The sequence below is a fragment of the Streptomyces sp. NPDC006551 genome, assembly GCF_040611675.1.
GTDB lineage: Bacteria > Actinomycetota > Actinomycetes > Streptomycetales > Streptomycetaceae > Streptomyces.
Window position 1 is genome coordinate 1 of the sequence record NZ_JBEXOT010000037.1, and the last position, 20,942, is coordinate 20,942.

The 20,942-nt window shown below is 72.9% G+C and carries 14 protein-coding genes; 4 read left to right on the forward strand and 10 right to left on the reverse strand.

Annotated elements, in window-relative coordinates; translation table 11 throughout:
- Positions 1-3,516: multifunctional oxoglutarate decarboxylase/oxoglutarate dehydrogenase thiamine pyrophosphate-binding subunit/dihydrolipoyllysine-residue succinyltransferase subunit (locus ABZY12_RS26315; protein ID WP_356894444.1), on the forward strand; the 3,516-nt coding region annotated here is incomplete at its 5' end.
- Between the two features lie 103 nt (positions 3,517-3,619).
- Here ABZY12_RS26315 and fxsT read toward each other — a convergent pair.
- From fxsT to ABZY12_RS26350, 7 genes are all read right to left on the reverse strand, one after another.
- Positions 3,620-6,625: an FxSxx-COOH system tetratricopeptide repeat protein gene (gene fxsT, locus ABZY12_RS26320; protein WP_356894446.1), complete on the reverse strand. Its 3,006-nt coding sequence runs from the start codon at positions 6,623-6,625 to the stop codon at positions 3,620-3,622.
- Between the two features lie 57 nt (positions 6,626-6,682).
- Positions 6,683-7,963, reverse strand: a complete 1,281-nt coding sequence (locus ABZY12_RS26325; protein WP_356894448.1) for an HEXXH motif-containing putative peptide modification protein — start codon at positions 7,961-7,963, stop codon at positions 6,683-6,685.
- Positions 7,964-8,035: 72 nt separating this feature from the next.
- On the reverse strand, positions 8,036-8,230 hold the full coding sequence (locus ABZY12_RS26330; RefSeq protein ID WP_356894450.1) for a hypothetical protein: 195 nt from the start codon (positions 8,228-8,230) through the stop codon (positions 8,036-8,038).
- A 137-nt stretch (positions 8,231-8,367) separates the two neighbouring features.
- Complete coding sequence (locus ABZY12_RS26335; protein ID WP_356894452.1) at positions 8,368-11,445, reverse strand: SAV_2336 N-terminal domain-related protein; 3,078 nt, start codon at positions 11,443-11,445, stop codon at positions 8,368-8,370.
- A gap of 7 nt (positions 11,446-11,452) precedes the next feature.
- Complete coding sequence (locus ABZY12_RS26340) at positions 11,453-12,457, reverse strand: MoxR family ATPase (protein ID WP_356894454.1); 1,005 nt, start codon at positions 12,455-12,457, stop codon at positions 11,453-11,455.
- Positions 12,458-12,611: 154 nt separating this feature from the next.
- Positions 12,612-14,672: a trypsin-like peptidase domain-containing protein gene (locus ABZY12_RS26345; RefSeq protein ID WP_356894456.1), complete on the reverse strand. Its 2,061-nt coding sequence runs from the start codon at positions 14,670-14,672 to the stop codon at positions 12,612-12,614.
- A complete protein-coding gene (locus ABZY12_RS26350; protein WP_356894458.1) occupies positions 14,669-15,184 on the reverse strand; it encodes a CU044_2847 family protein in 516 nt (171 codons plus the stop codon). Before ABZY12_RS26350 ends, ABZY12_RS26345 begins: the two co-directional genes overlap by 4 nt.
- Positions 15,185-15,280: 96 nt before the next feature.
- Between ABZY12_RS26350 and ABZY12_RS26355 the strand changes: the two genes are divergently transcribed.
- Entirely contained in the window at positions 15,281-15,466 is a 186-nt protein-coding gene (locus ABZY12_RS26355; protein WP_356102743.1) for a DUF6104 family protein, read from the forward strand.
- Positions 15,467-15,506: 40 nt separating this feature from the next.
- On the opposite strand, the gene ABZY12_RS26360 is transcribed toward ABZY12_RS26355, so the two are convergent.
- The gene (locus ABZY12_RS26360) at positions 15,507-16,322 is read right to left on the reverse strand and encodes a hypothetical protein (RefSeq protein WP_356894460.1); all 816 of its coding nucleotides are present in this window, start codon (positions 16,320-16,322) and stop codon (positions 15,507-15,509) included.
- 155 nt (positions 16,323-16,477) lie between these two features.
- On the opposite strand from ABZY12_RS26360, the gene ABZY12_RS26365 reads away from it, so the two are divergent.
- Positions 16,478-17,365, forward strand: coding sequence for a hypothetical protein (locus ABZY12_RS26365; RefSeq protein WP_356894462.1), 888 nt, complete (start codon positions 16,478-16,480; stop codon positions 17,363-17,365).
- Between the two features lies 1 nt (position 17,366).
- Positions 17,367-18,263, forward strand: coding sequence for a helix-turn-helix transcriptional regulator (locus tag ABZY12_RS26370; RefSeq protein ID WP_356894464.1), 897 nt, complete (start codon positions 17,367-17,369; stop codon positions 18,261-18,263).
- A gap of 90 nt (positions 18,264-18,353) precedes the next feature.
- Here ABZY12_RS26370 and ABZY12_RS26375 read toward each other — a convergent pair whose 3' ends face one another.
- Both ABZY12_RS26375 and ABZY12_RS26380 read right to left on the reverse strand, forming a co-directional pair.
- A complete protein-coding gene (locus ABZY12_RS26375; protein ID WP_356894558.1) occupies positions 18,354-19,688 on the reverse strand; it encodes a cellulase family glycosylhydrolase in 1,335 nt (444 codons plus the stop codon).
- A 120-nt stretch (positions 19,689-19,808) separates the two neighbouring features.
- A complete protein-coding gene (locus tag ABZY12_RS26380; protein WP_356894466.1) occupies positions 19,809-20,774 on the reverse strand; it encodes a zinc-binding dehydrogenase in 966 nt (321 codons plus the stop codon).
- Positions 20,775-20,942 lie beyond the last annotated feature (168 nt).

The window sequence follows — 20,942 nt, forward strand, 5'->3', positions numbered from 1 at the left end:
GCCCCCGCTCAGGCCGCTCCGGCTCCGGCGCCCGCCGAGCCGGCCGCCGCCGCTCCGGCCGCGCCCGCCCCGGCCAAGGCTCAGGCCCCCGCCCCGGCGGCCAAGGCCCCCGCGGCCCCGGCCGCCGCGCCGGCCACCGAGGCCCCCGCCGGCCCCGAGCTGATCACCCTGCGCGGCCCCGCCGCCGCGGTCGCGAAGAACATGAACGCCTCGCTGGAGGTGCCGACGGCCACGTCCGTCCGCGCCGTCCCGGTGAAGCTGCTCTTCGACAACCGGATCGTGATCAACAACCACCTCAAGCGCGCCCGGGGCGGGAAGATCTCCTTCACGCACCTCATCGGGTACGCGATGGTGCAGGCGATCAAGGCCATGCCGTCGATGAACTACTCCTTCGCGGAGAAGGACGGCAAGCCGACCCTGGTCAAGCCGGAGCACGTGAACTTCGGCCTCGCGATCGACCTGGTGAAGCCGAACGGCGACCGCCAGCTCGTCGTCGCGGGCATCAAGAAGGCCGAGACCCTGAACTTCTTCGAGTTCTGGCAGGCCTACGAGGACATCGTCAAGCGCGCCCGCGTCGGCAAGCTGACGATGGAGGACTTCTCCGGCGTCACGGTCTCGCTGACCAACCCCGGCGGCCTCGGCACCGTCCACTCGGTGCCGCGTCTGATGCCCGGACAGTCCGTGATCATGGGCGTCGGCTCGATGGACTACCCCGCCGAGTTCCAGGGCACCTCCCAGGACACCCTGAACAAGCTGGGCATCTCCAAGGTCATGACCCTGACCTCGACCTACGACCACCGGGTCATCCAGGGTGCCGCCTCCGGCGAGTTCCTGCGGATCGTCGCCAACCTCCTCCTCGGCGAGGACGGCTTCTACGACGACATCTTCAAGGCCCTGCGCATCCCCTACGAGCCGGTCCGCTGGCTCAAGGACATCGACGCCTCCCACGACGACGACGTCACCAAGGCCGCGCGCGTCTTCGAGCTGATCCACTCCTACCGGGTCCGCGGCCACGTCATGGCCGACACCGACCCGCTGGAGTACCGCCAGCGCAAGCACCCCGACCTGGACATCACCGAGCACGGCCTCACCCTGTGGGACCTGGAGCGCGAGTTCGCGGTCGGCGGCTTCGCCGGCAAGTCGATGATGAAGCTCCGCGACATCCTCGGCGTGCTGCGCGACTCGTACTGCCGCACCACCGGCGTCGAGTTCATGCACATCCAGGACCCGAAGCAGCGCAAGTGGATCCAGGACCGTGTCGAGCGCTCGCACTCCAAGCCGGAGCGCGAGGAGCAGCTGCGGATCCTGCGCCGTCTGAACGCCGCCGAGGCGTTCGAGACCTTCCTGCAGACCAAGTACGTCGGTCAGAAGCGGTTCTCGCTGGAGGGCGGCGAGTCCGTCATCCCGCTGCTCGACGCGGTCATCGACTCCGCCGCCGAGTCCCGCCTGGACGAGGTCGTCATCGGCATGGCCCACCGCGGCCGGCTGAACGTCCTGGCGAACATCGTCGGCAAGTCGTACGCGCAGATCTTCCGCGAGTTCGAGGGCAACCTCGACCCGAAGTCGATGCACGGCTCCGGCGACGTGAAGTACCACCTGGGCGCCGAGGGCACCTTCACCGGCCTGGACGGCGAGCAGATCAAGGTCTCGCTCACCGCCAACCCCTCGCACCTGGAGGCGGTCGACCCGGTCCTGGAGGGTGTCGTCCGCGCCAAGCAGGACGTCATCAACAAGGGCGGCACGGACTTCACCGTCCTGCCGGTCGCCCTCCACGGCGACGCGGCCTTCGCCGGCCAGGGTGTCGTCGCCGAGACGCTGAACATGTCGCAGCTGCGCGGCTACCGCACCGGCGGCACGGTCCACATCGTCATCAACAACCAGGTCGGCTTCACCGCCGCCCCGGAGTCGTCGCGTTCGTCGATGTACGCGACCGACGTGGCCCGCATGATCGAGGCGCCGATCTTCCACGTGAACGGCGACGACCCGGAGGCCGTGGTCCGCGTCGCGCGGCTCGCCTTCGAGTTCCGCCAGACGTTCAACAAGGACGTCGTGATCGACCTCATCTGCTACCGCCGCCGCGGCCACAACGAGGGCGACAACCCGCAGTTCACCAACCCGCAGATGTACAACCTGATCGACAAGAAGCGCTCGGTGCGCAAGCTGTACACCGAGTCGCTCATCGGTCGCGGCGACATCACGCTGGAAGAGGCGGAGCAGGCGCTCCAGGACTTCCAGGGCCAGCTGGAGAAGGTCTTCGCCGAGGTCCGCGAGGCCACCTCCGCCCCGGCTCCGGCGCACGTCCCGGACGCTCAGCCGGAGTTCCCGGTCGCCGTCACCACCGCGGTCTCCCAGGAGGTCGTGAAGCGGATCGCCGAATCGCAGGTCAACATCCCGGACCGGATCAAGGTCCACCCGCGCCTGATGCCGCAGATGCAGCGCCGCGCGGCCTCCATCGACGACGGCACGATCGACTGGGGCTTCGGCGAGACCCTGGCCATCGGCTCGCTGCTGATGGAGGGCACCTCCGTCCGGCTGTCCGGCCAGGACTCCCGCCGGGGCACCTTCGGCCAGCGGCACGCGGTCCTGGTGGACCAGGAGACCGGCGAGGACTACACCCCGCTGCTCTACCTCGCCGAGGACCAGGCCCACTACAACGTCTACGACTCGCTGCTCAGCGAGTACGCGGCGATGGGCTTCGAGTACGGCTACTCCCTGGCCCGCCCGGAGTCCCTGGTGATCTGGGAGGCCCAGTTCGGTGACTTCGTCAACGGCGCGCAGACCGTCGTCGACGAGTTCATCTCCTCGGCCGAGCAGAAGTGGGGCCAGACCTCCGGCGTCACGCTGCTGCTGCCGCACGGCTACGAAGGCCAGGGCCCGGACCACTCGTCCGCCCGCCCGGAGCGCTTCCTCCAGATGTGCGCGCAGGACAACATGACGGTCGCCATGCCGACCCTGCCGTCGAACTACTTCCACCTGCTGCGCTGGCAGGTCCACAACCCGCACCACAAGCCGCTGATCGTCTTCACCCCGAAGTCGATGCTGCGTCTGAAGGCCGCGGCGTCGAAGGTGGAGGAGTTCACCACCGGCGGCTTCCGCCCGGTGATCGGCGACGAGTCGGTGAACGCGGCCGACGTCCGCAAGGTCGTCTTCTGCGCCGGCAAGGTCTACTACGACCTGGAGGCCGAGCGTCAGAAGCGCGGTGTCACGGACACGGCGATCATCCGCCTCGAGCGCCTGTACCCGCTTCCGGGCGCCGAGCTCCAGGCCGAGATCGCCAAGTACCCGAACGCCGAGAAGTACCTGTGGGCGCAGGAGGAGCCGGCGAACCAGGGTGCGTGGCCGTTCATCGCGCTCAACCTGATCGACCACCTGGACCTGGCGGTCGGCGCCGACATCCCGCACGGCGAGCGCCTGCGCCGGATCTCGCGTCCGCACTCCTCGTCCCCGGCGGTCGGCTCGGCCAAGCGCCACCAGGCCGAGCAGCAGCAGCTGGTCAACGAGGTCTTCGACGCCTGACCCGCTGTCCGTCCGTTCTCGTACGGAAGGAGGCCCGGCACCCCGCGAGGGGTGCCGGGCCTCCGGCGTGTCCGCACGCCGCTCCGTACGGGTCCGGTACGGGTCAGACGTACGCCTCGAAGTCCCAGTAGGGCCGGTTCCGCTGGCGCGCGGAGAGGGTGTGGGGGTGCTGGGCGCCCAGGGTGCGGGTGAGGGTGAGCAGCGCGTCCTCCTCGACCTTTCCGGCCTCCTCCACCTCGCGCAGGCCGCGGAGGTCGGCGGCGAGGGCGATCTGGCAGGAGAGCGTCAGCGGGTGGTCGTTGCCCAGGACGTGGCGGGCTCGCCGCAGGGTGTCGCGGCTGAGTTCGGTGGCGTCGGCGACCCGGCCGTTGAAGTTCCGGGCGGCCGCCGCGTTGAGCGCGCAGCCCAGGACCCAGGGGTGGTCGGGGCCCAGGGAGGCGGACAGGCCGGCGAGGGACGCCTCCAGCATCGCCATGGCGTCGGCGCGCTCCCCGGAGGCCTGCATGACGAGGCCGGTGTTGGCGAGCATGCCGGTGGCGAAGGGGTGGGCCGGTCCGAGGAGGGAGCGGTAGCCGGCCTCGGCCTCGGCGATGAGGTCCCTGGCCTTGGCCAGGTCGCCGTGTTCGCGCAGATAGTTGCCGTAGTCGTTGACGAAGGAGAGCGTGACGTAGTGGCCGCGGCCGTGGACCTGTTCCAGCTGGTCGAGGACGCTGGACATCAACGCGCCGATGTCCTGCTGCGAACCGCCCTCCCTGCGGCGGCACAGCGCCAGCTGGGCTCGGGCCTTGAGGGTCTGCGGGTGCAGCGGGCCGAGGACCTGGACGTGCATCCGGAGGGTGGACTCCTGCCGGGCGAGGGCGTCCCGGTAGTGGCCGAGGAGCCGGAGGTCCTGGGCACAGGCGATGCTGGAGTTCAGGGTGTTGGCGTGCCGGGGACGCAGAATGGTCTCGCGCCGGGCGAGGGTCTCGACGTCGAGTTCGTACGCCTCCTGGTAGCGGCCGAGCAGACGCAGTCCCACGCCGAGGTTGTAGCGGGCGACGAGGGTGACGAACTCGGTGTCTCCGAGGAGCCGTTGGGCTTCGTTCAGGACCTCGCGCTGGAGCGCCTCGGCCTCCGCGTACTGGCCGAGGTGGCGCAGGTCGCTGGCGATGGCGCCGTTGCAGAGCATGATGCCGAGCTCGTTGGGCGGTGAGGCGCGGCGCAGGCGCTCCTGGAGCGCGTGGTCGAGCTGGTACGCCTCGCGGAACCGGCCGCTGGAGCGCAGGACGTTGCCCTCCTGGGTGGTCAGATCGAGGAGGGGCTGGGACAGGGGGTCCATGAACCCGGTCCAGCTGGTGCGGATCTTCTCGGCGAGCCGGACGCCCGCCGTGAACTCGCCGCTGCGGTAGCAGTAGCGCAGGCAGTTGAGGACGGCGTTCTGGATGCGCGGGTTGCGGCTGGTGAGGGCGCCGGACGGCTCCAGGTGCGGCAGCAGCTCCGCGTACCGGGGCCAGTGCCGGCTGTCCATCGGGTTGCCGGGGTCCGCCTCGGCCAGCAGGGTGCGGACGGCTTTGCGGTGGGCGGCGCGGTGGGGTCCGTCGGTGAGCCGGGCGACGATGTCGTGGACGAGCCGGTGCATGTGCACGGACTCCTGGTGCGGTCCCATCTCCGTGCTCGTGACGGGGCCGCGGGTCTCGCGGGTGAGGACGGAGTAGTTGACGAGCGTGTCCAGGGCGCGGGTCCAGGCGGGCAGGTCGTTCGCCATCCAGCGCAGGTCCTCGGGCAGGTCGGCCTGGGGGTAGGCGCGGACGACGCCGAGCGGGATCCGGCCGGGGGCGAAGGAGGCGCACAGACTGAGGATCTCGACGGCCTGCGGCTGGGCGCGTCGGAGCCGGTTGATCAGTATCGACCAGGAGGTGAGGGAGGCGTTGGGGAAGCCGTCGCCCTGCGCGGGTTCGTCGACGGTGGAGAGCCGCCCTTCTCTGACCATGCGCAGGTACTCGGGGACTTCCATGCCGGACTCGCCGAGCCAGGCGGCGGCCTGGACGAGCGGCAGGGGCACGTCGCCGAACTCGGCGGCGACCTCGTCGGCCTCCGGCCCGGTGATGTGCGGGGCGCGGCGCATCAGATAGGCGGTGGACTCGGCCCGGTCGAAGCTGGGCACTTCGACGATGTCGGTGTGCTCGCCCCAGCCGCGGTTGCGTGAGGTGATCAGCACGTGTCCGGGGCCGTGGGGGAGCATGACGCCGGCGCCGTCGGTGTCGTCCCAGCCGTCGAAGATGACCAGCCACCGGGACTGCGGGTCGCCCCTTCGCAGCGCTTCCCGTACGGCACGGATGCGTTCGCCGGGTTCGTTGCCCGCGGCGAGCCCCAGTTCGGCGGCGAGTTCGCCGAAGCGGTCGCGCTGGACGTTGCGGTCGTCGGAGTTGACCCACCAGACGACGTCGTAGTCGGGGCTGAAGCGGTGGGCGTACTCGGCGGCGATCTGCGTCTTGCCGATCCCGGACATGCCGAGCAGCGTGCAGGCCGCGTTGCCGCGTTCGGCGTCCATGAGCCGCTGCTGGAGTTCGGTGAGCAGGTCGTCGCGGCCGGTGAAGCGGGGGTTGCGGCGCGGGACCTCGCCCCAGATCTCGGGGGGCGTGTCGGGGTAGCGGGCGAGCGTTCCCGGCAGGACGCGGCGGTTCGGGGAGCGGCGTGGTTCGACGGCGAGCCGGGAGAGCAGACGGGCCTCGGCCTCGTCCTCCCCCACGCCCCACAGGCTGACGGGTTCGAGGACGGCGGTGGCGGGGAGCAGCGGCCGGTTGGTGAGGTTGACGGCGGCGAACCGGTCGGCGTGGGCCGCGACGAAGCCGCGCAGGACGTCGTTCCATTCGCCGGCCGGGCGTGGGCCGAGTTCGAAGAACCAGTCGTTGAGGACCAGGAGCACCTGGCCCCGGGCGAGCAGCAGATCGCCGAGGGAGTCTTCGAGGGGCACCTCGCGCGGGGGGTCCCAGCGTTGCAGGGTGACCCTGATGCCCTGGCCTTCGAGGCGCTGCGCGATCCAGGTGGCCCAAGGGCGGTGATAGCCCGGGAAGACCACCAGGACATGCTCCGGCGCCCCGGCGCCGCCCGACCGCCCTTGTTCCGCCATCAACGTCTCCCTATCCCGCTCACGCACCACGTGCTGTCATCGTTCGTCGACACAGTGTTACCCACGGGCCTTGCGCCCGCTGTCGAGGCTCGCATGGTGCCTCTTCATTTCGCGGACGAACTCCCGTCCCGCGATGGTCAGTTCATCGGATTCAAGCAGGATCGCGAGCGCCCCGCCCACCTGATCGTGGAAGCGCTCGAACTGTTGCCCGGCACCCGTTCGCCACGCGGTCGGCAGCCCGTCGGCCGCGGCGGCCCGCCGCCACAGGTCGGTGAGCGCGAGATGGGCGTAGGCACCCTGGAGCACTCCGGCGATGGGCCGCGGATCGGAGCGCCAGCCGACCTGGTGGCGGGCCGGCCGCCCGGGCCGGTGCAGGGGTACGAGTTCGTGCAGAGCGGCCAGTTTGCTGTGGTGGATCTCGTGGACGAGGGTCTCGGCCATCGTCCGCGCGCTCGACGGCAGGGAGGCCAGCACGGCTCCGGGTGCCGCGCGGAGGGTGGCGCTCATGGGCACCGCCCGGGGGCCGCCGGCGGTCAGCGGGACGACCGTCCGCACCACCCGTGCCACCTCCGCCGCGCGGTCCGGATCGACCTGCCGCAGCAGATGGCGGGCGGCTCGCCAGCGCCCGGACCAGGCGCCCGCGTCCGTGCGGGCGTGCTCGGCCGCGGCACGCGGTGGGGCGCCGACCCCGTCCGGTGGCACCCGGTACGGGTCCAGGTCGTCGAGGACGGCGGTGGCGCCGGGCAGGGTGCGCAGCGGGGTCCAGCCGGAGCCGAGCCCGGTCAGGGTGCCGGATCGGGGGTCCGCGAGGAGGAGGACCGCGTGGCCGGTACGGGACCCTTCGGGACCCAGCCGTACGACCCGGGCGCGGGTGCGCAGCCGTATCCGCTCGCCCTCCACCCGGAGCCGTCCGACGCCGGTCAGCGAGAAGACACCGCCGGGCGCCGAGACGGTGAGGTCGAGCGGGCAGCCGGCCCGCAGGGCGGCGGTGACGGCGATGGACTCCAGCCGGTCGAGCCTGCGGTCGAGGGCCGGGCCCTCGGGGGCGGCGAGTGCGGCGGCCAGCCACGCTCCGGTGGTCGGATAGTCGAGGACCGCGCGCACCACGCGCGGGTGGGTCCGCTCAGCCTGTTCGAGGAGGCCCCAGGCGGCCTCGAAGCGCCGGGCCACCGCGCCGTCCACGCCCTCCCGCCGACGCTGGACGCGTATCAGCAGGGCCTTGAGCAGCAGCAGCCGACGCGAGCGGAGTCCGGCGTCGAGCCTGGCCATCGCCGGAGTCGCCGGCCCGGTCCTGGCCAGCTCCGCGAAGTCGGCCGCGGAGAGCGGGGCGGCCGTCATCGTGCGCTCCCGGCACCGGCCGCCGCTCGTTGCCGACATCTGACCGGAAAGAGCCGGTGGGCGCGGTGAGCGTCAGGGGTTGCCCTCGCTGACCCAGGACTCGCCCAGCTCCAGCGACCGGCCGAGCACCCGGTCGACCGCGGCCACCAGGTCGGGATGGTCCATGACGCGCAAGGTCCGCAGGTCGACAGCGGTGAGATCGGGCAGGGGCGGAGCCTGACCGGCGTCCCGGTCGACACCGGTCGCCCACTCCGTGTGCTCCAACACCCTCGGCTCCTCCTCACCGACGCCTGTCCCCCACGGTCGTAGCGGCGGACCGGTTCTTCCCGACGCCAGGAAGTCAGAAACCCGTTCGACTCAACTGCGCCCATTCACGCCCCCGTATCCAGCCGTCTCCGCGGTCGCTATCCGGCCGTCTCGCTCCAGACCCACCAGGGCGGTGCGATCCGGTGGCGGTCATCATCGGAGAGCCGGCCCGTGACCCGCAGCCGTCCGCTGCCCGTCTCGACCAGCAACCCTCTGGTCCGTTCGACGTCGTTCCCGTCCACCTCCACCCTCGCGGCCACCAGTCGCCGCCACTGCTCGGCCGCGGCGCGCAGCACCGTACGGGCTCGTCCGTCCCGCCCCATCAGCCGCAGGACGGCTCCTTGGGCGTGCAACGCGCGGGCACCGGTGACCGTGCCCGGGGTGTCGCCATGGGCGGCCCTGGCGTCCTCCCAGGAGCGTTCGTACGCCGTGAGCGCGTCGCCGAGCACGCCGTCCCGGGCCGTCTCGCTCAACTCCAGTCTCACCCGTCCCAGTTGCAGCCACACCTCGGAGCGTGTGCCGGCGTCCCGGGTCGTCCGGACGGCCTGTTCGAGGAGATGACGGCTCTCGAACAGGTCGGGCAGGAAGCCGGCTCGGTGGAAGCGCAGGGCGAGCACGCTGCCGATCAATATCCGGGCCCGGTCCCGGCCGGGGGCGTCGGCGGGCAGGCGGGTGAGGGCCTCGCGCAGCACGCTCTCGGCCCGGTCGACCGGCTGCGTGCCGGTGTCGGCCGCGGCGCGGCGCATGAGCGACTCGCCCCAGGTCATCAGGATCCGTCCGCGCCGCTCGCTGTCGGCCGGGGCGAGCAGCGTGGCCTCTTCGTAGGCCGCGTCGGCGGCCGGTGCGTCGCCCACGGCGTCGTACAGCCTGGCCCTGGCCGTCGTCCAGCGCAGCCGCAGAGCGGCGCTGTCGCCGAGGGCGTCGCCCGCCCGGTCGAGTACGGAGGTGATCTCGGCCGCGTCGGCTCCGGCGAGGTGCAGGGCGTCGGCCAGGTCGAGCAGGACGGGACCGCTCTCGGACAGGCGCAGCGCGGCGGTGAGTTCGGCGACCGCCGCCGGGCCGTCGCCGCGGGCGAGAAGCAGACGGCCGCGGCGCAGGTGGAGGAGGTGGAGCGTGGGGTGGCCGGCCTCGGGCCAGTCGCCCGGGTCCCCGGCGAGCGCGTCCAGGGCGGCGTCCAGGTGCGCGGGGTCGTCCGTGTGGCGCCACAGGGCGTGGTGGACCACGGCGAGTTCGAGCCGGGCGTCGGCCCACTCCTCGCTGCCCCTCCCCGCCAGCTCGGCAGCCCGTTCCAGCTCGGCCACGGCACGGGTGAGCAGCTCGTGCCGCCGCCGTGTTCCGCGCACGGCGCCGGTGTCGGCCTCGGCTTGCAGGACCCGGCCGAGCACGATCCGGGCGCGGACGGCGTCGTCCGGGAGCGCCGCCTCGGCCCGTTCGCGGGCGTCGGCGAGGAGCGACGGGTCGGACTGGCCGCGTCCCTGCGCGAGCAGCCGTTCGGCCTCGGCGAGCGGTTCGGGGGTGACGAGGTCGGGGTGGTAGAAGCGGAGCACGCGCGCGGGGATGCGGGCGAAGAGTTCCGGCTCGGGTCCCACCGGGCCGGTCGGCTCGTCGGACTCGTCCGCCGTGGCGGGCAGGTCGTCCTCGGGGCCGTGGCCGGCGAGCCGGGCGGCCGCGAGCGCGGGGAAGTTGCGCATGCCCTGGCCGAAGTTGCGCTCCACGTACGCGGAGCAGTGCTTGAGCACGAGGGCGGCCGCGCTGCGGTCCAGCGAGCCCAGGAGGTACTGCTGCACGCCCGGCGGATAGCTGAAGCAGGGGTACGGGGAGGGGCCGGGCAGTTGTCTCAGCAGCCCGCTCAGGAGCACCTCGGCCAGCTCCATGGGGCCGGTGTCGGGGAGCATCGCGCGCTGGACCAGTTGCATGACGGGGAGGGTCAGCGGCGCGGCCGCGAGGTGGACGGCGAGCCGCAGGGCCCCGGGCGAGGCTCCGGCGCGGAAGGCGCTCAGCAGTTCGTCGTCGCCGCGCGCGGGCCGGGACGGTGCCGCGGTCGGCGCCGCGTCTCCCCGGCGTACCGCCTCGGGGTCGATCCGGGCGGCCCAGCCGCGGACCGCGCCGGCGCCGTGGCCGCTGAACAGCCGGGCCCAGGAGGCGAACGCCTCCGGGGTGGGCGTGAGGACGGGCACGGCCCGGCTGTCGGCCGGGACCGGATCCCAGGGCTCCTCGTCGGGCTGGAAGACGGTGTGTCCGCCGGGGGTGGAGGGGCGCAGCAGCGTGCCGGGTTCGACGGGGAGCGCGGTGCGCGGCCACAGGCGCGGGGGCAGCGGCTGCACGACGGCGAGCGGGGACTGCCGGGGCCAGTGGTGGATGAGCCGCTGAACCGCCCCGCGCTGCCAGAGCGGTCCGACGCAGTCGCTGACGATCAGGGTGAGGCGGCGTCCGGTGGGGTCGTGCAGCTGGTCGGCCGGGCGCAGCCGGGGGTGGCCGTCGGAGCCCGACGTGGTGGTGACGAGCGGCGGGCCCTCGCCGGTGTCGTACAGGCGGTGGACCTGGACGTCGCGGAAGGCGCCGGACTGCTGGCAGGCCTGGCGCAGTTCCTCCACCATCCGGGTCCATACGACCATGGCGGGCCCGGTGTCCATGAGGAGCTGGATGTCGGGGCGGCGGCCGGCGGCGGGGCGCAGGACCGGGGTGATGATGCCGGCGGCGGCGGTGCGCTCGGCCGTCGCCTCCTCGTCGAGGAGGCCTTCGCCCGGCCGGAGCGGGAACAGGGTGTAGTGCCGCAGGGGGCGGAGCGCCTTCTGCAGGCCGAGCAGTCCGGGCAGGGCGTTGGCGCCGGGCGCGCGTACGGGCAGGGCCGCGCCGCCGCGCACGCCGGCGCCGCCGCGGCCCGCGCCGCCCGAGTCCATGTGGAGGGCGACGGTCTCGGAGGGGCGGCCGCCGCGGACGTCCGGGGCGGGACGGGTCTCGCGGACGTCCTCCATCCCTGCGCCGATGGCCGGTTCTCGCCCCTCGCCGGGAGGGCCGGGGGCGGGCGGGCCGGTGGTCCGCTCCGCGCCCGGGTCCGCGGGCGCGTGCGGCAGCCACTGGGCCAGCCAGACCGCGTCCGCCATCTCCTCGGCGGTCGGGTCCTGGCCACCGGCCCGCAGTCTGCGGGTGAGCTCTTCCAGATGCATCCGGTGCATCCGGCCATCACCTCGGCTGATCGAGCGGCTGCATGAGCATGTCCGCGATGCGTTCCCGGGTCACCCGCTCGGTGCGGGGGGCGTGCTGGGTCAGGTAGATCGCGTTGAGGAGCTGGTCGGTGGCGATGACCTCGCCGGGTTCGCGGTTCAGGAAGCGGCTGATCAGGCCCTGCTCACCGGCGGCGGCCTCCGCCCCGAGATGGGCCTCGATCATGGCGCCCAGCTGCTCCTCGCCCGGCGGTTCCAGTTCGAGGCGGATGCAGCGGCGCAACAGGGCCGCCGGGAAGTCGCGTTCGCCGTTGGAGGTGAGCACGATGAAGGGGAAGGTGCTGCAGCGGATCCGGCCGCCGTGCACCGGCACCTTGCGGCCGTCGTCGGTGAGCACCTCGACCACGGGCTCCCGGTCGGCGAGCCGTTCCAGCTCGGGGATGGCGAACTCGCCTTCCTCCAGCGCGTTCAGCAGGTCGTTGGGCAGGTCGAGGTCGCTCTTGTCGAGCTCGTCGATGAGCAGGACGCGGGGCTGCTCGGAGGGGAGCAGCGCGGTGCCGAGCGGTCCGAGCCGGATGTACGAGCCGATGCCGGCCGGGGCCGCGGCGGGCACGGGCGACCCGGCCTGGGCGCGCTCCAGCTGGACGTCCTGGAGGCGTCCGATGGCGTCGTAACGATAGAGGCCGTCCTGCAGCGTCGAGCGGCTGACGATGGGCCAGCGGAGCACGCGGCCGAGCCCCAGCTCATGGGCGACGGCGTGGGCGAGCGTGGACTTGCCGGTGCCGGGGTTGCCCGTGACCAGGAGCGGTCTGCGCAGATAGAGCGCGGCGTTGACGGCGTCGGTCTCGGCGGGCCGGGGATGGTGGTTCTGGACGAGCCGGCGGCGGACGCCGAGCCGTCGTTCGGAGCCCGGGTCGGTGTCGTCCGGACCGGTGGTGAAGTCGCGCCACGGGGGCGGGGGCGGCAACCGCCTTATCTCGTCGTGCGGATGGCCGGCACCACGGTAGATCCGCCAATCGTTCACGCTGGACTCCTCCTGGCTGTGGTGTGGTGGCCGGGTACGTCGAACGTACCGCCCGGCGGGCGGAGCTGCCGATGCTCGAACCGGACCAATTCTCCCGGGGCCGGCCCGTGCGGAGCCATGGCCGGCGGAGGCGCCCGTCGCTCCCGTCGCGCCCTCACGCGGGGTCCTCGCCGAGCATCGGCGGACCGTGGAGCGGAGGGTCGTGCGGGGGCCGGTCGGGCGGGTCGAACAGGACGGCGAGGTTCTCGGCCCAGGCGTAGGCGGACCGCTCCCGTGGATCGGCCTCCTCGTCCCCCGCCCTGATCCGCAGGGTGCGGACGGGCCGGTGCAAGCCCTCGGCCTTCCCGGCCTCCAGGAGCAGCCGCCCGGCCTGCTCGTGGAACTCGGCGCAGTCGGTGTGGTCGTGGGGCCCGGTCCGCCACAGGGCCAGGGGGTGGCCGGCGGCCAGCGCGGCGGCCATGGCCTTGAGGCCGTCGCCGCTGCCGACCCGTCCGCAGTAGACCGGCACCGCGCCGCCCTCGGCGTCGGAGAGCCGGGCGTACGCCTCCCTCGGAGTTTCGCGCCGGATGTGCGCGGTGTGCGGGCTCCGGCCGGCACCGAGCACTTCGGCGCGCAGCGGAACGGCCCGGAGAGGCTCGTGCTCGGCGGCACGCCAGCGCTTGAGCCACTCGTGCGAGGGGGGCCGGGCGCGGCGGCCGGCGTCGCGGATGACCACGATCCGGCGCTGTCCGAGCGTCAGCGAGAACTCGTCGACGAGTTCGTCGTCCGAGGAGGGGCGCCAGCTGTCGATGGGCAGGTCGAACAGCTCGCGCGGCAACACCGCCTCGACGGCGGCCAGATGCTCGCCGCTGTCGCCGCGGCGCAGCGCGTCGGTGAGCGGTCCGCGCAGGGTCTCGGGCAGCCGTTCGCGCTCCACCCCCCGGTCGTCGCCGTGCAGCGGGCTGACGGTGCGCCCGTCGAAGAGCAGCTTCACCCGCCATGGGAAGCGGGTGCCGTAGTGAGGGGTGTCGATCTCCACCAGGACGTCGGCGCGCGCCCCGGGTTCTCGTACGGTGGCGGGGGCGGGCGCGGTGGCGTCCGGGCGGCCGGAGGCGAGGAGTTGGGCGATCTCCTGCTGGATGGCGGGGTGGGCCTCCACGGCCTCGTCCGTGATCCAGCGGACCAGGCTCTCGACGGCCGGGCCGTCGCCGTGCAGGTCGACGACGTGCCGGGCGACCAGCGCGGCGTACAGGAAGACGGCGTTGAGGCCGAGGTCCTGGATCGCCTCCTGCACCGGGTCGCGCAGTTCGTGGAGCAGCCCGACGCCCTCCCGCCAGGTGCGCGGGTCGGCTTCGAGCACGGAGCGGAAGTCGTCGTGCAGGACACGGCGCTTGACGTCGTCGACGAGGTTCATCACCTCGCCGGGCCCCGCGGGCGGGGGCAGTTCGGCGAGACGTCCGTACAGATGGATCCGGCGCCCGGGGCCGACGCCCTGGGTGGTGGGGGGCCGCAGCCGGATCTGCTCCCGGGTCCAGTCGGGGTCGCCGGAGAGCGAGCGGTACCGGCCGAGGTGGTGGCGGTCGTGGTCACGCATGACCTCGTGGAGGATCTCGCCGCCGGGTGTGTCGTACAGCCGGCGCAGGGCGGTGATGGGCACGGCGGCGCCCTCGTCCCTGCCCCGTCCTTTGTTGAGGCCGATGACGGCGCCCCTGCCGAGATCGACGACGGGTCCGCCGGAGCAGCCTTCCACGGGCAGCGTCCAGCGCAGCAGGAGAGCCTGGCCGTCGACGGCGTGGGCCTCGCCCACGGCCTGGCGGACTCCGGCCCTGCCGGTCTGCCGGGACCAGCCGTGCAGGCTCACCGGGATGGGCTGGGTGACGACGGGCGGGCGCTCGCTGAGCCGTACGCAGGAGACGTCCCGGGCGTCGGGGACGCGGACGAGGGCGATGTCGGGGAAGTCCCAGTGGTCGGGCGGCTGTTCGGGCCGCTCGGGGTGCGGTTCGGCGAGGACCACCTGCCCTGCGGCCGTCCCGCCCTGCCAGGTCACGCCGACGGCCCGCTCGTGTCTCCACACCGCGCTTCCCCCCTTGGCCACGACATGGGCGCAGGTCAGAACCCAGCCCGGGGCGATGAAGAAGCCCGAGCCCCAGTACCGCTCGCTGCGCCCGTCATACCCATCGGCGGGGTCGGAGATGCGCACCAGGGCGGAGCGCACGAGAGCGTCGAGGGCGCTCATACGGTGCCATCGGCCGCCGGGCGGTGACGCGGGCCGGGTTCGGGCGCGGCGCCGGACGTGGCCTGGGCGGGAACCGGCGCGGAACCCTCCCCGGGCCCGGTGGCGGAGCCGGAGGCCGTGCCCTCCGCGGACCCGGATCCGGACGCGGATCCGGACGCGGAGCCAGGGCCGGGTTCGGGGGTCGGGCCCGGTTCGGTCCAGGTCAGGGAGACCGACACCGAGGCCGTGCCGCCGCCGTCCGCGAGGACACCGATCACCTTGCCCGCCTGGGCCGAGAGTTCGATGCCGAAGCTCACCGCGACCTCCACGGGCGCCTGCGGGTCGAGCCCGGCCCGCAGCGAACCGACCACCCCGCGCACCACGTCCGTGAGCCCGCCGGCCATCGAGACGACCCGGTCACCGATACCGGTGTCCTGGAAACCGTCGCCCCGGTCGAGTTCCTCGGCCCCGCTGATCCGGGCCCAGACGGGCGTCCCGTCGTCCAGCCGTATACGAGCGATCCCATGCGTCACAGCGGCCCCCCGCTCCCCGGAACGATGATGAAGAAGGCTAGACCGTGGCGCTGACAAGCGCGAGGGGCCCTCGGACACACGGCCTATCCTGATCGCATGTACTTCACTGACCGTGGCATCGAGGAACTGGAGAAGCGGCGCGGCGAGGAGGAAGTCTCCTTCGAGTGGCTCGCCGAGCAGTTGCGTACGTTCGTCGACCTCAACCCCGACTTCGAGGTGCCGGTCGAGCGCCTCGCGACCTGGCTGGCCCGTCTGGACGACGAGGACGAGGACGACGAGTAGGACCTGAGATCGCGGCCCCGGGCGGGTGGGCGCGCGGGCGCTACGGCCCGCGCAGCCGGTCGTAGGCGAGACCGAACGCCCCGTGCGCGACGAGGAGCGCCCCCGCCGCCGTCCACCCGCCGCTGCGGCGGGAGACACCCCAGGCGAGCAGCGGCAGACCGGCGCCCAGTTGCGCCGCACCGAACAGCCGGGCCCGGGGACCGCGCAGATACGGGCCGAGACGGCCGCCCTCCATCGCGTCGAGTTCCGCCCGTACGGCATCGCGCCAGCCGGACCATTCGAGTTGTTCGGCCCCTTGGGCCAGGGCGACCGACCGGAGCCGGTCGGCGCTCTCGCCGGGCGTGAGCCCGGTCGGCAGGCGCAGGCCCACGCGCGCGAGGACCGCCACGAGGCCGAGGAGCCTGGTGTCGGCGTCGGCCTCGGGGTCGGGTTCGGTGAGCGGCGTCAGGGCCTGGAGGTCCAGAACGGGGTCGAGGGCGAGCCGGGCCGCGAAGGTGCGCATGGCCTCGTCCTCGCCGACCGGGGTGCCGTCGGTGAGCCAGGTGTAGCCGACGGTGCGGCGGAACCCGGCGGCGAGGGTGAACCCGGCCCGGTCCGCGTCCCACCAGAGCGCGAGGACGGGCCAGGTGGCGGCGGAGACCGCCAGCGCGGTGGCCCAGCCGGTGACTACCCGGTCGACGGGCTCGCCGCCGTGGAGCCACGGCTTCCCCTCGGGGACGATCACGCTCCAGTCGGTCCCGGCCGGGCCGAGGAGCAGCTGTTCCCGGAGCAGCTGGGCCGGTGGGCGGACCGCCGGGGGCTCGGCACGGCAGAGCAGCAGCGCCCCCACGGGGCGCGGTCCGGATCTCGCGTTCATGGCCCATACGCTAGGTCAATTTGTCCGTGTACGTAGGCGAATGCCACCCATTGAAGGGGGTTGACTTCCCCGCACCGCGATATATCGTGTTCAGCGAGAGACGCGATATGTTGCGTCACAGCGTCGCCGCGTCATCGATACGGGAGGACAGCACCATGACAGAGTGGTCCGTCGCCGAGCCCAGGAAACTCACGCTGACCGATCCCGTGTCCCGGCTCCAGGTGCGCATCGTGAACGGGGCGGTCAACGTCGTCGGGACCGACGAGGCCACCGCCCGCCTGGAGGTCTCGGAGATCGAGGGTCCGCCCTTGATCGTGACCCAGGACGGCTCGACCCTGACCGTGACCTATGAGGACCTGCACTGGAAGGGTTTCCTCAAGTGGTTCGACGGCAAGGGCCACCACCGTAGGGCCGTCGTCTCCGTCGCCGTCCCGGCCGGCGTGGACGTCGAGGTGGGCGTGGTCGGCGCCGGTGCCGTGATCTCCGGCATCCGGGGCCGTACGGACATCCGAGGGGTCACGGGCGACACCACGCTCGTCGGCCTCTCCGGCCCGGTCCACGCCGAGAGCGTCTCCGGCGATCTGGAGGCCCAGTCCGTCACGGGTGCCCTGCGGATCAACTCGGTGACCGGTGACATGACGGTGATCGAGGGCGCGGGCGCCTCCGTCAAGGCGGAGACGGTCAGCGGGGACATGGTCATCGACCTCGGCCCCACCCACCGGGAAGGACCGCCGGCGGACATCCGGCTGACCAGCGTCTCCGGCGAGGTCGCCATCCGCCTGCCGCACCCGGCGGACGCCCGGGTCGAGGCGAACACCACCAGCGGCTCCCTCTCCAACGCCTTCGACGACCTTCGGGTCGGCGGGCAGTGGGGCGCCAAGAGCATCACCGGCACGCTCGGAACAGGCCGTGGCACGCTCAAGGCCACCACGCTCTGCGGGTCGATCGCGCTGTTGCGCCGCCCCGACCCGGCCCCGGGCGACGGCGAGCCCCCCGCGCCGTCCGCCCCCGACGCGCCCACCGCCTCCGGAAAGGTGCTGTGACATGCCGCCCGTCTTCGCCCACGGCCGACTGCGCCTGTATCTGCTCAAGCTCCTCGACGAGGCCCCCCGGCACGGCTATGAGGTGATCCGCCTCCTGGAGGAGCGCTTCGAGGGTCTGTACGCCCCCTCGGCGGGCACGGTCTATCCACGCCTGGCCAAGCTGGAGGCCGAGGGCCTGGTCACGCACGCCACCGAAGGCGGCCGCAAGGTCTACTCCATCACCGACGCCGGCCGCGCGGAGCTGGCCGGGCGCGGGGGTGAACTGGCCGATCTGGAGCGGGAGATCCGCGAGTCGGTCTCCGAACTGGCCGCCGAGATCCGCGACGACGTGCGCGGAGCGGCCGGCAAGCTGCGCAGCGAGATGCGCGCGGCGGCGAGCGAGACCCGGCGCAAGGACTCCTCGTTCGCCGACGCCAAGGAGGAGCTGCGCCGCGCCAAGCAGGAGTGGAGGGAGCAGACGCGCCAGGCCCGCGCCGAGGCCCAGTCGGCGCGCCGCGAGGCGAAGGAGTTCCAGCGGATCGCCCGGCAGATCCAGGAACAGGTCCAGGACCGGTTCGCGCGAGGCGACTGGCCCTCGGGCGTCTGGGAGGGCCTCTCGGATCTCACCGCCCAGCTCGGCGGCCTGGTGACGGGGTCGACGCACCCCAAGGCGGCGGCTCAGCAGCCGGAGACCGCCGAGGAGGCCGCGTCGGAGTGGGCGAAGGACCACGAACCCACCGGCGACCCGGCCCGCGACCTGGACCGGCTCCTGGACCGCTTCCGCGACGACATCCGCGACGCGGCGCGCGACCACGGCGTGGACGCGGCCCAGCTGGCGGAGACCCGCCGCCATCTGTCGACGGCGGCGGCTCACATCACGGCCCTGTTGCACCCGTCGGGCCGGAAGCCGGACCACTGATCCGCCCACCAGGCACCGGGCCGGGGCTGCCACTCCGGCCCGGCCGCCTTCCGGAGGACGGGCCCTGGCCCCGGGGCTGATCGGCGGCCGTCAGCCCCGGGTGACGGTCACCGTCACCCGAGCACCGGGGGCTGCGAGGATCCATGCTCTGCCGGGCTCCTTGCGCAGCACGACCGCCTTGCCGCCGGCCGCGACCTTCCAGGGACCCGGCGGCAGGGAGAGCTCCGTCCGCCGGGCGCCGCGCCGCGCGGAGTCGTACTCCAGCCGGTAGACCCCGCTCCCGGAGTCGTACGCGGAGGAGCGGACCGTGCCCGCGACCGCCTCCGCGTACGGCTCGGCCGTCAGCTCCTTGTTCGTACGGAAGGTTCCCGCGCCGTCCACCGCGCAGTACCCGCCCCCGTAGCACCACACATAGCCGGCCCACCCGGAGCCGTACCGGCCGAGGGAGGCCATCGCGTCCCGGTAGAAGCGGTTCATGTTCGGCAGGGAGTTGTTGAGCGGGCCCCACTCCCCCACCACCACCGGGATCCCGTACTCCCCGGGGTACCGGGTGACGGCCTGCTCGTACGCCTCGATCCAGCCGGCCGCCGGGTCGTAGTCGGCGCCCGCCTCCATGCCCGCGTTGTAGAAGTGCGGGGCGTAGACGACCTTCGGGTCGTCGATCCTGCCGAGGCCGGTGGGGACGCCCTCGCCGACGATCGGGGTCGGCTCGACGAAGACCCAGGTGTCGCGGTCGACCGCGCGGACGGCGTCCGCGAGACGGTTGTACATCGGGGTCAGCTGCTCCCGCTCGATCCGCCGGGCGGCGGTCGGCAGGTCCTCACCCTCCCGCAGCTCGCCCATCGGCTCGTTGATCAGGTCGTAGCCGAGGACGGCCGGATGGTCCGCGAAGCGATCGGCGAGGACCCGCCACATCTCCGCCTGGGCGCGCCGCAGGTCCTCGTCCTGGTAGAGATGGGTGAAGGCGCGCTGCACGGCGGGCTCGAAGTACTCGGCGAACCAGTCGTCCGGGTGCGGGGTGAAGGGCAGTCCGTCCGTCCGGGTGGCCCACTCCGGCACACCGCGGTGTCCGAACGCCGGGCCGAAGACGTCCTGGTGGGCGTCGATCAGCACGTGGACGTCGTGTTTCTCCGCCCAGCCGAGGACGCGTTCGATCTTCCCCAGGTACGCCTGGCTGTACTGGCCCGGCCGGGGCTCCAGGTCGTCCCAGAAGACGAGGAGCCGGGCGAAGTTGAAGCCCTTGGCCCGCATGTCCCGGAAGTGTCGCTCGGTGACCGCCGCCAGGGCGTTCTCGCCGCGGCCCGCCTTGTCCTCGACGTTCCAGCCCCGCAGGGTGAGGGTCCGGCCGTGCGCGTCGGTGAGGACGGGTATCGGGCCGGCGTCACGGCCGGGGCTCTCGGCGTGGGCGGCCGGCGGGGCGAGCAGGGCGGCGAGGGTGGCCGCGACGGCGGCGGCTGCCGCAAGGGGCGTTCGTAACACGGGAAACCTCCGGCACGACGGCGTGTTCGCAGTGCCGGAGATCCCATCAGTACATCTGACGGTCCATCAAGACGTCGTGAGGACGATCTTTCCGAAGAGTTCGCCCGAGGCCATCTTCTCGAAGCCCTCGCGGGCCCGGTCCAGCGGCAGCACGTCGTCGATCACCGGCCGCACGCCCGTGGCCGCGCAGAACGACAGCAGGTCCTCCAACTCGTCCTTGGACCCCATGGTCGAGCCGACGACCTTGAGCTCCAGGAAGAAGATCCGGGTCAGCTCGGCGTGCGAGGGCCGGTCACCGCTGGTGGCGCCCGAGATGACGAGGGTGCCGCCCGGCTTCAGCGACTTGACCGAGTGCGACCAGGTGGCCGCGCCGACGGTCTCGATGACCGCGTCCACGCGCGCCGGGAGTCGCGCGCCCGGCTCGTACGCCTCCACGGCGCCGAGCTCGACGGCCCGCTTCCGCTTGGCCTCGTCACGGCTGGTGGCGAAGACGCGCAGTCCGGCGGCCTTGCCGAGCACGATCGCCGCGGTGGCGACGCCGCCGCCCGCGCCCTGCACCAGGATCGAGTCGCCCGGCCGCACCCCGGCGTTGGTGAAGAGCATGCGGTACGCGGTGAGCCAGGCGGTCGGAAGGCAGGCGGCCTCCTCGAACGAGAGCTCCTTGGGCTTGGGCAGCACGTTCCAGGAGGGAACGGTGACCCGCTCGGCGAAGGTGCCCTGATAGCGCTCGGTCAGGATGGAGCGGGGCTCGTCGGGGCCGACTCCGTGGCCGGTCTGCCCGATGACGGAGTGCAGGACCACCTCGTTGCCGTGTTCGTCGATGCCCGCCGCGTCGCAGCCGAGGATCATCGGCAGCTTCTCCTCGGGCAGCCCCACCCCACGCAGCGACCAGAGGTCGTGGTGGTTGAGCGAAGCGGCTTTGACGGTCACGGTGGTCCAGCCGGCACGGACCTCGGGCTCGGGACGTTCGCCGAGCTCAAGTCCGTTCAGGGGCTGATCGCGGTCGATTCGGGCGGCGTAGGCAGCGAACATGACCTTGAGCGTAGATCCGGGGGGCCGATGGCGGAACCACACGACCCTGTGACGCACTTCTCTCGTCACCGCCCACACCGGACGCGGGAGCCACCGGACGCGAGGACGCCGGACGCGAGGACGGCGAAACCGCGAGGACGCCGGACGCGAGCAGGGGCCCCGCCTGTC

Excerpts from the sequence above, each read along its gene's own strand:
- fxsT (WP_356894446.1), bottom strand. The coding sequence starts at position 6,625 with ATGGCGGAACAAGGGCGGTCGGGCGGCGCCGGGGCGCCGGAGCATGTC.
- ABZY12_RS26325 (WP_356894448.1), bottom strand. The coding sequence starts at position 7,963 with ATGACGGCCGCCCCGCTCTCCGCGGCCGACTTCGCGGAGCTGGCCAGG.
- ABZY12_RS26335 (WP_356894452.1), bottom strand. The coding sequence starts at position 11,445 with ATGCACCGGATGCATCTGGAAGAGCTCACCCGCAGACTGCGGGCCGGT.
- ABZY12_RS26345 (WP_356894456.1), bottom strand. The coding sequence starts at position 14,672 with ATGAGCGCCCTCGACGCTCTCGTGCGCTCCGCCCTGGTGCGCATCTCC.
- ABZY12_RS26355 (WP_356102743.1), top strand. The coding sequence starts at position 15,281 with ATGTACTTCACTGACCGTGGCATCGAGGAACTGGAGAAGCGGCGCGGC.
- ABZY12_RS26360 (WP_356894460.1), bottom strand. The coding sequence starts at position 16,322 with ATGAACGCGAGATCCGGACCGCGCCCCGTGGGGGCGCTGCTGCTCTGC.
- ABZY12_RS26365 (WP_356894462.1), top strand. The coding sequence starts at position 16,478 with ATGACAGAGTGGTCCGTCGCCGAGCCCAGGAAACTCACGCTGACCGAT.
- ABZY12_RS26370 (WP_356894464.1), top strand. The coding sequence starts at position 17,367 with ATGCCGCCCGTCTTCGCCCACGGCCGACTGCGCCTGTATCTGCTCAAG.
- ABZY12_RS26380 (WP_356894466.1), bottom strand. The coding sequence starts at position 20,774 with ATGTTCGCTGCCTACGCCGCCCGAATCGACCGCGATCAGCCCCTGAAC.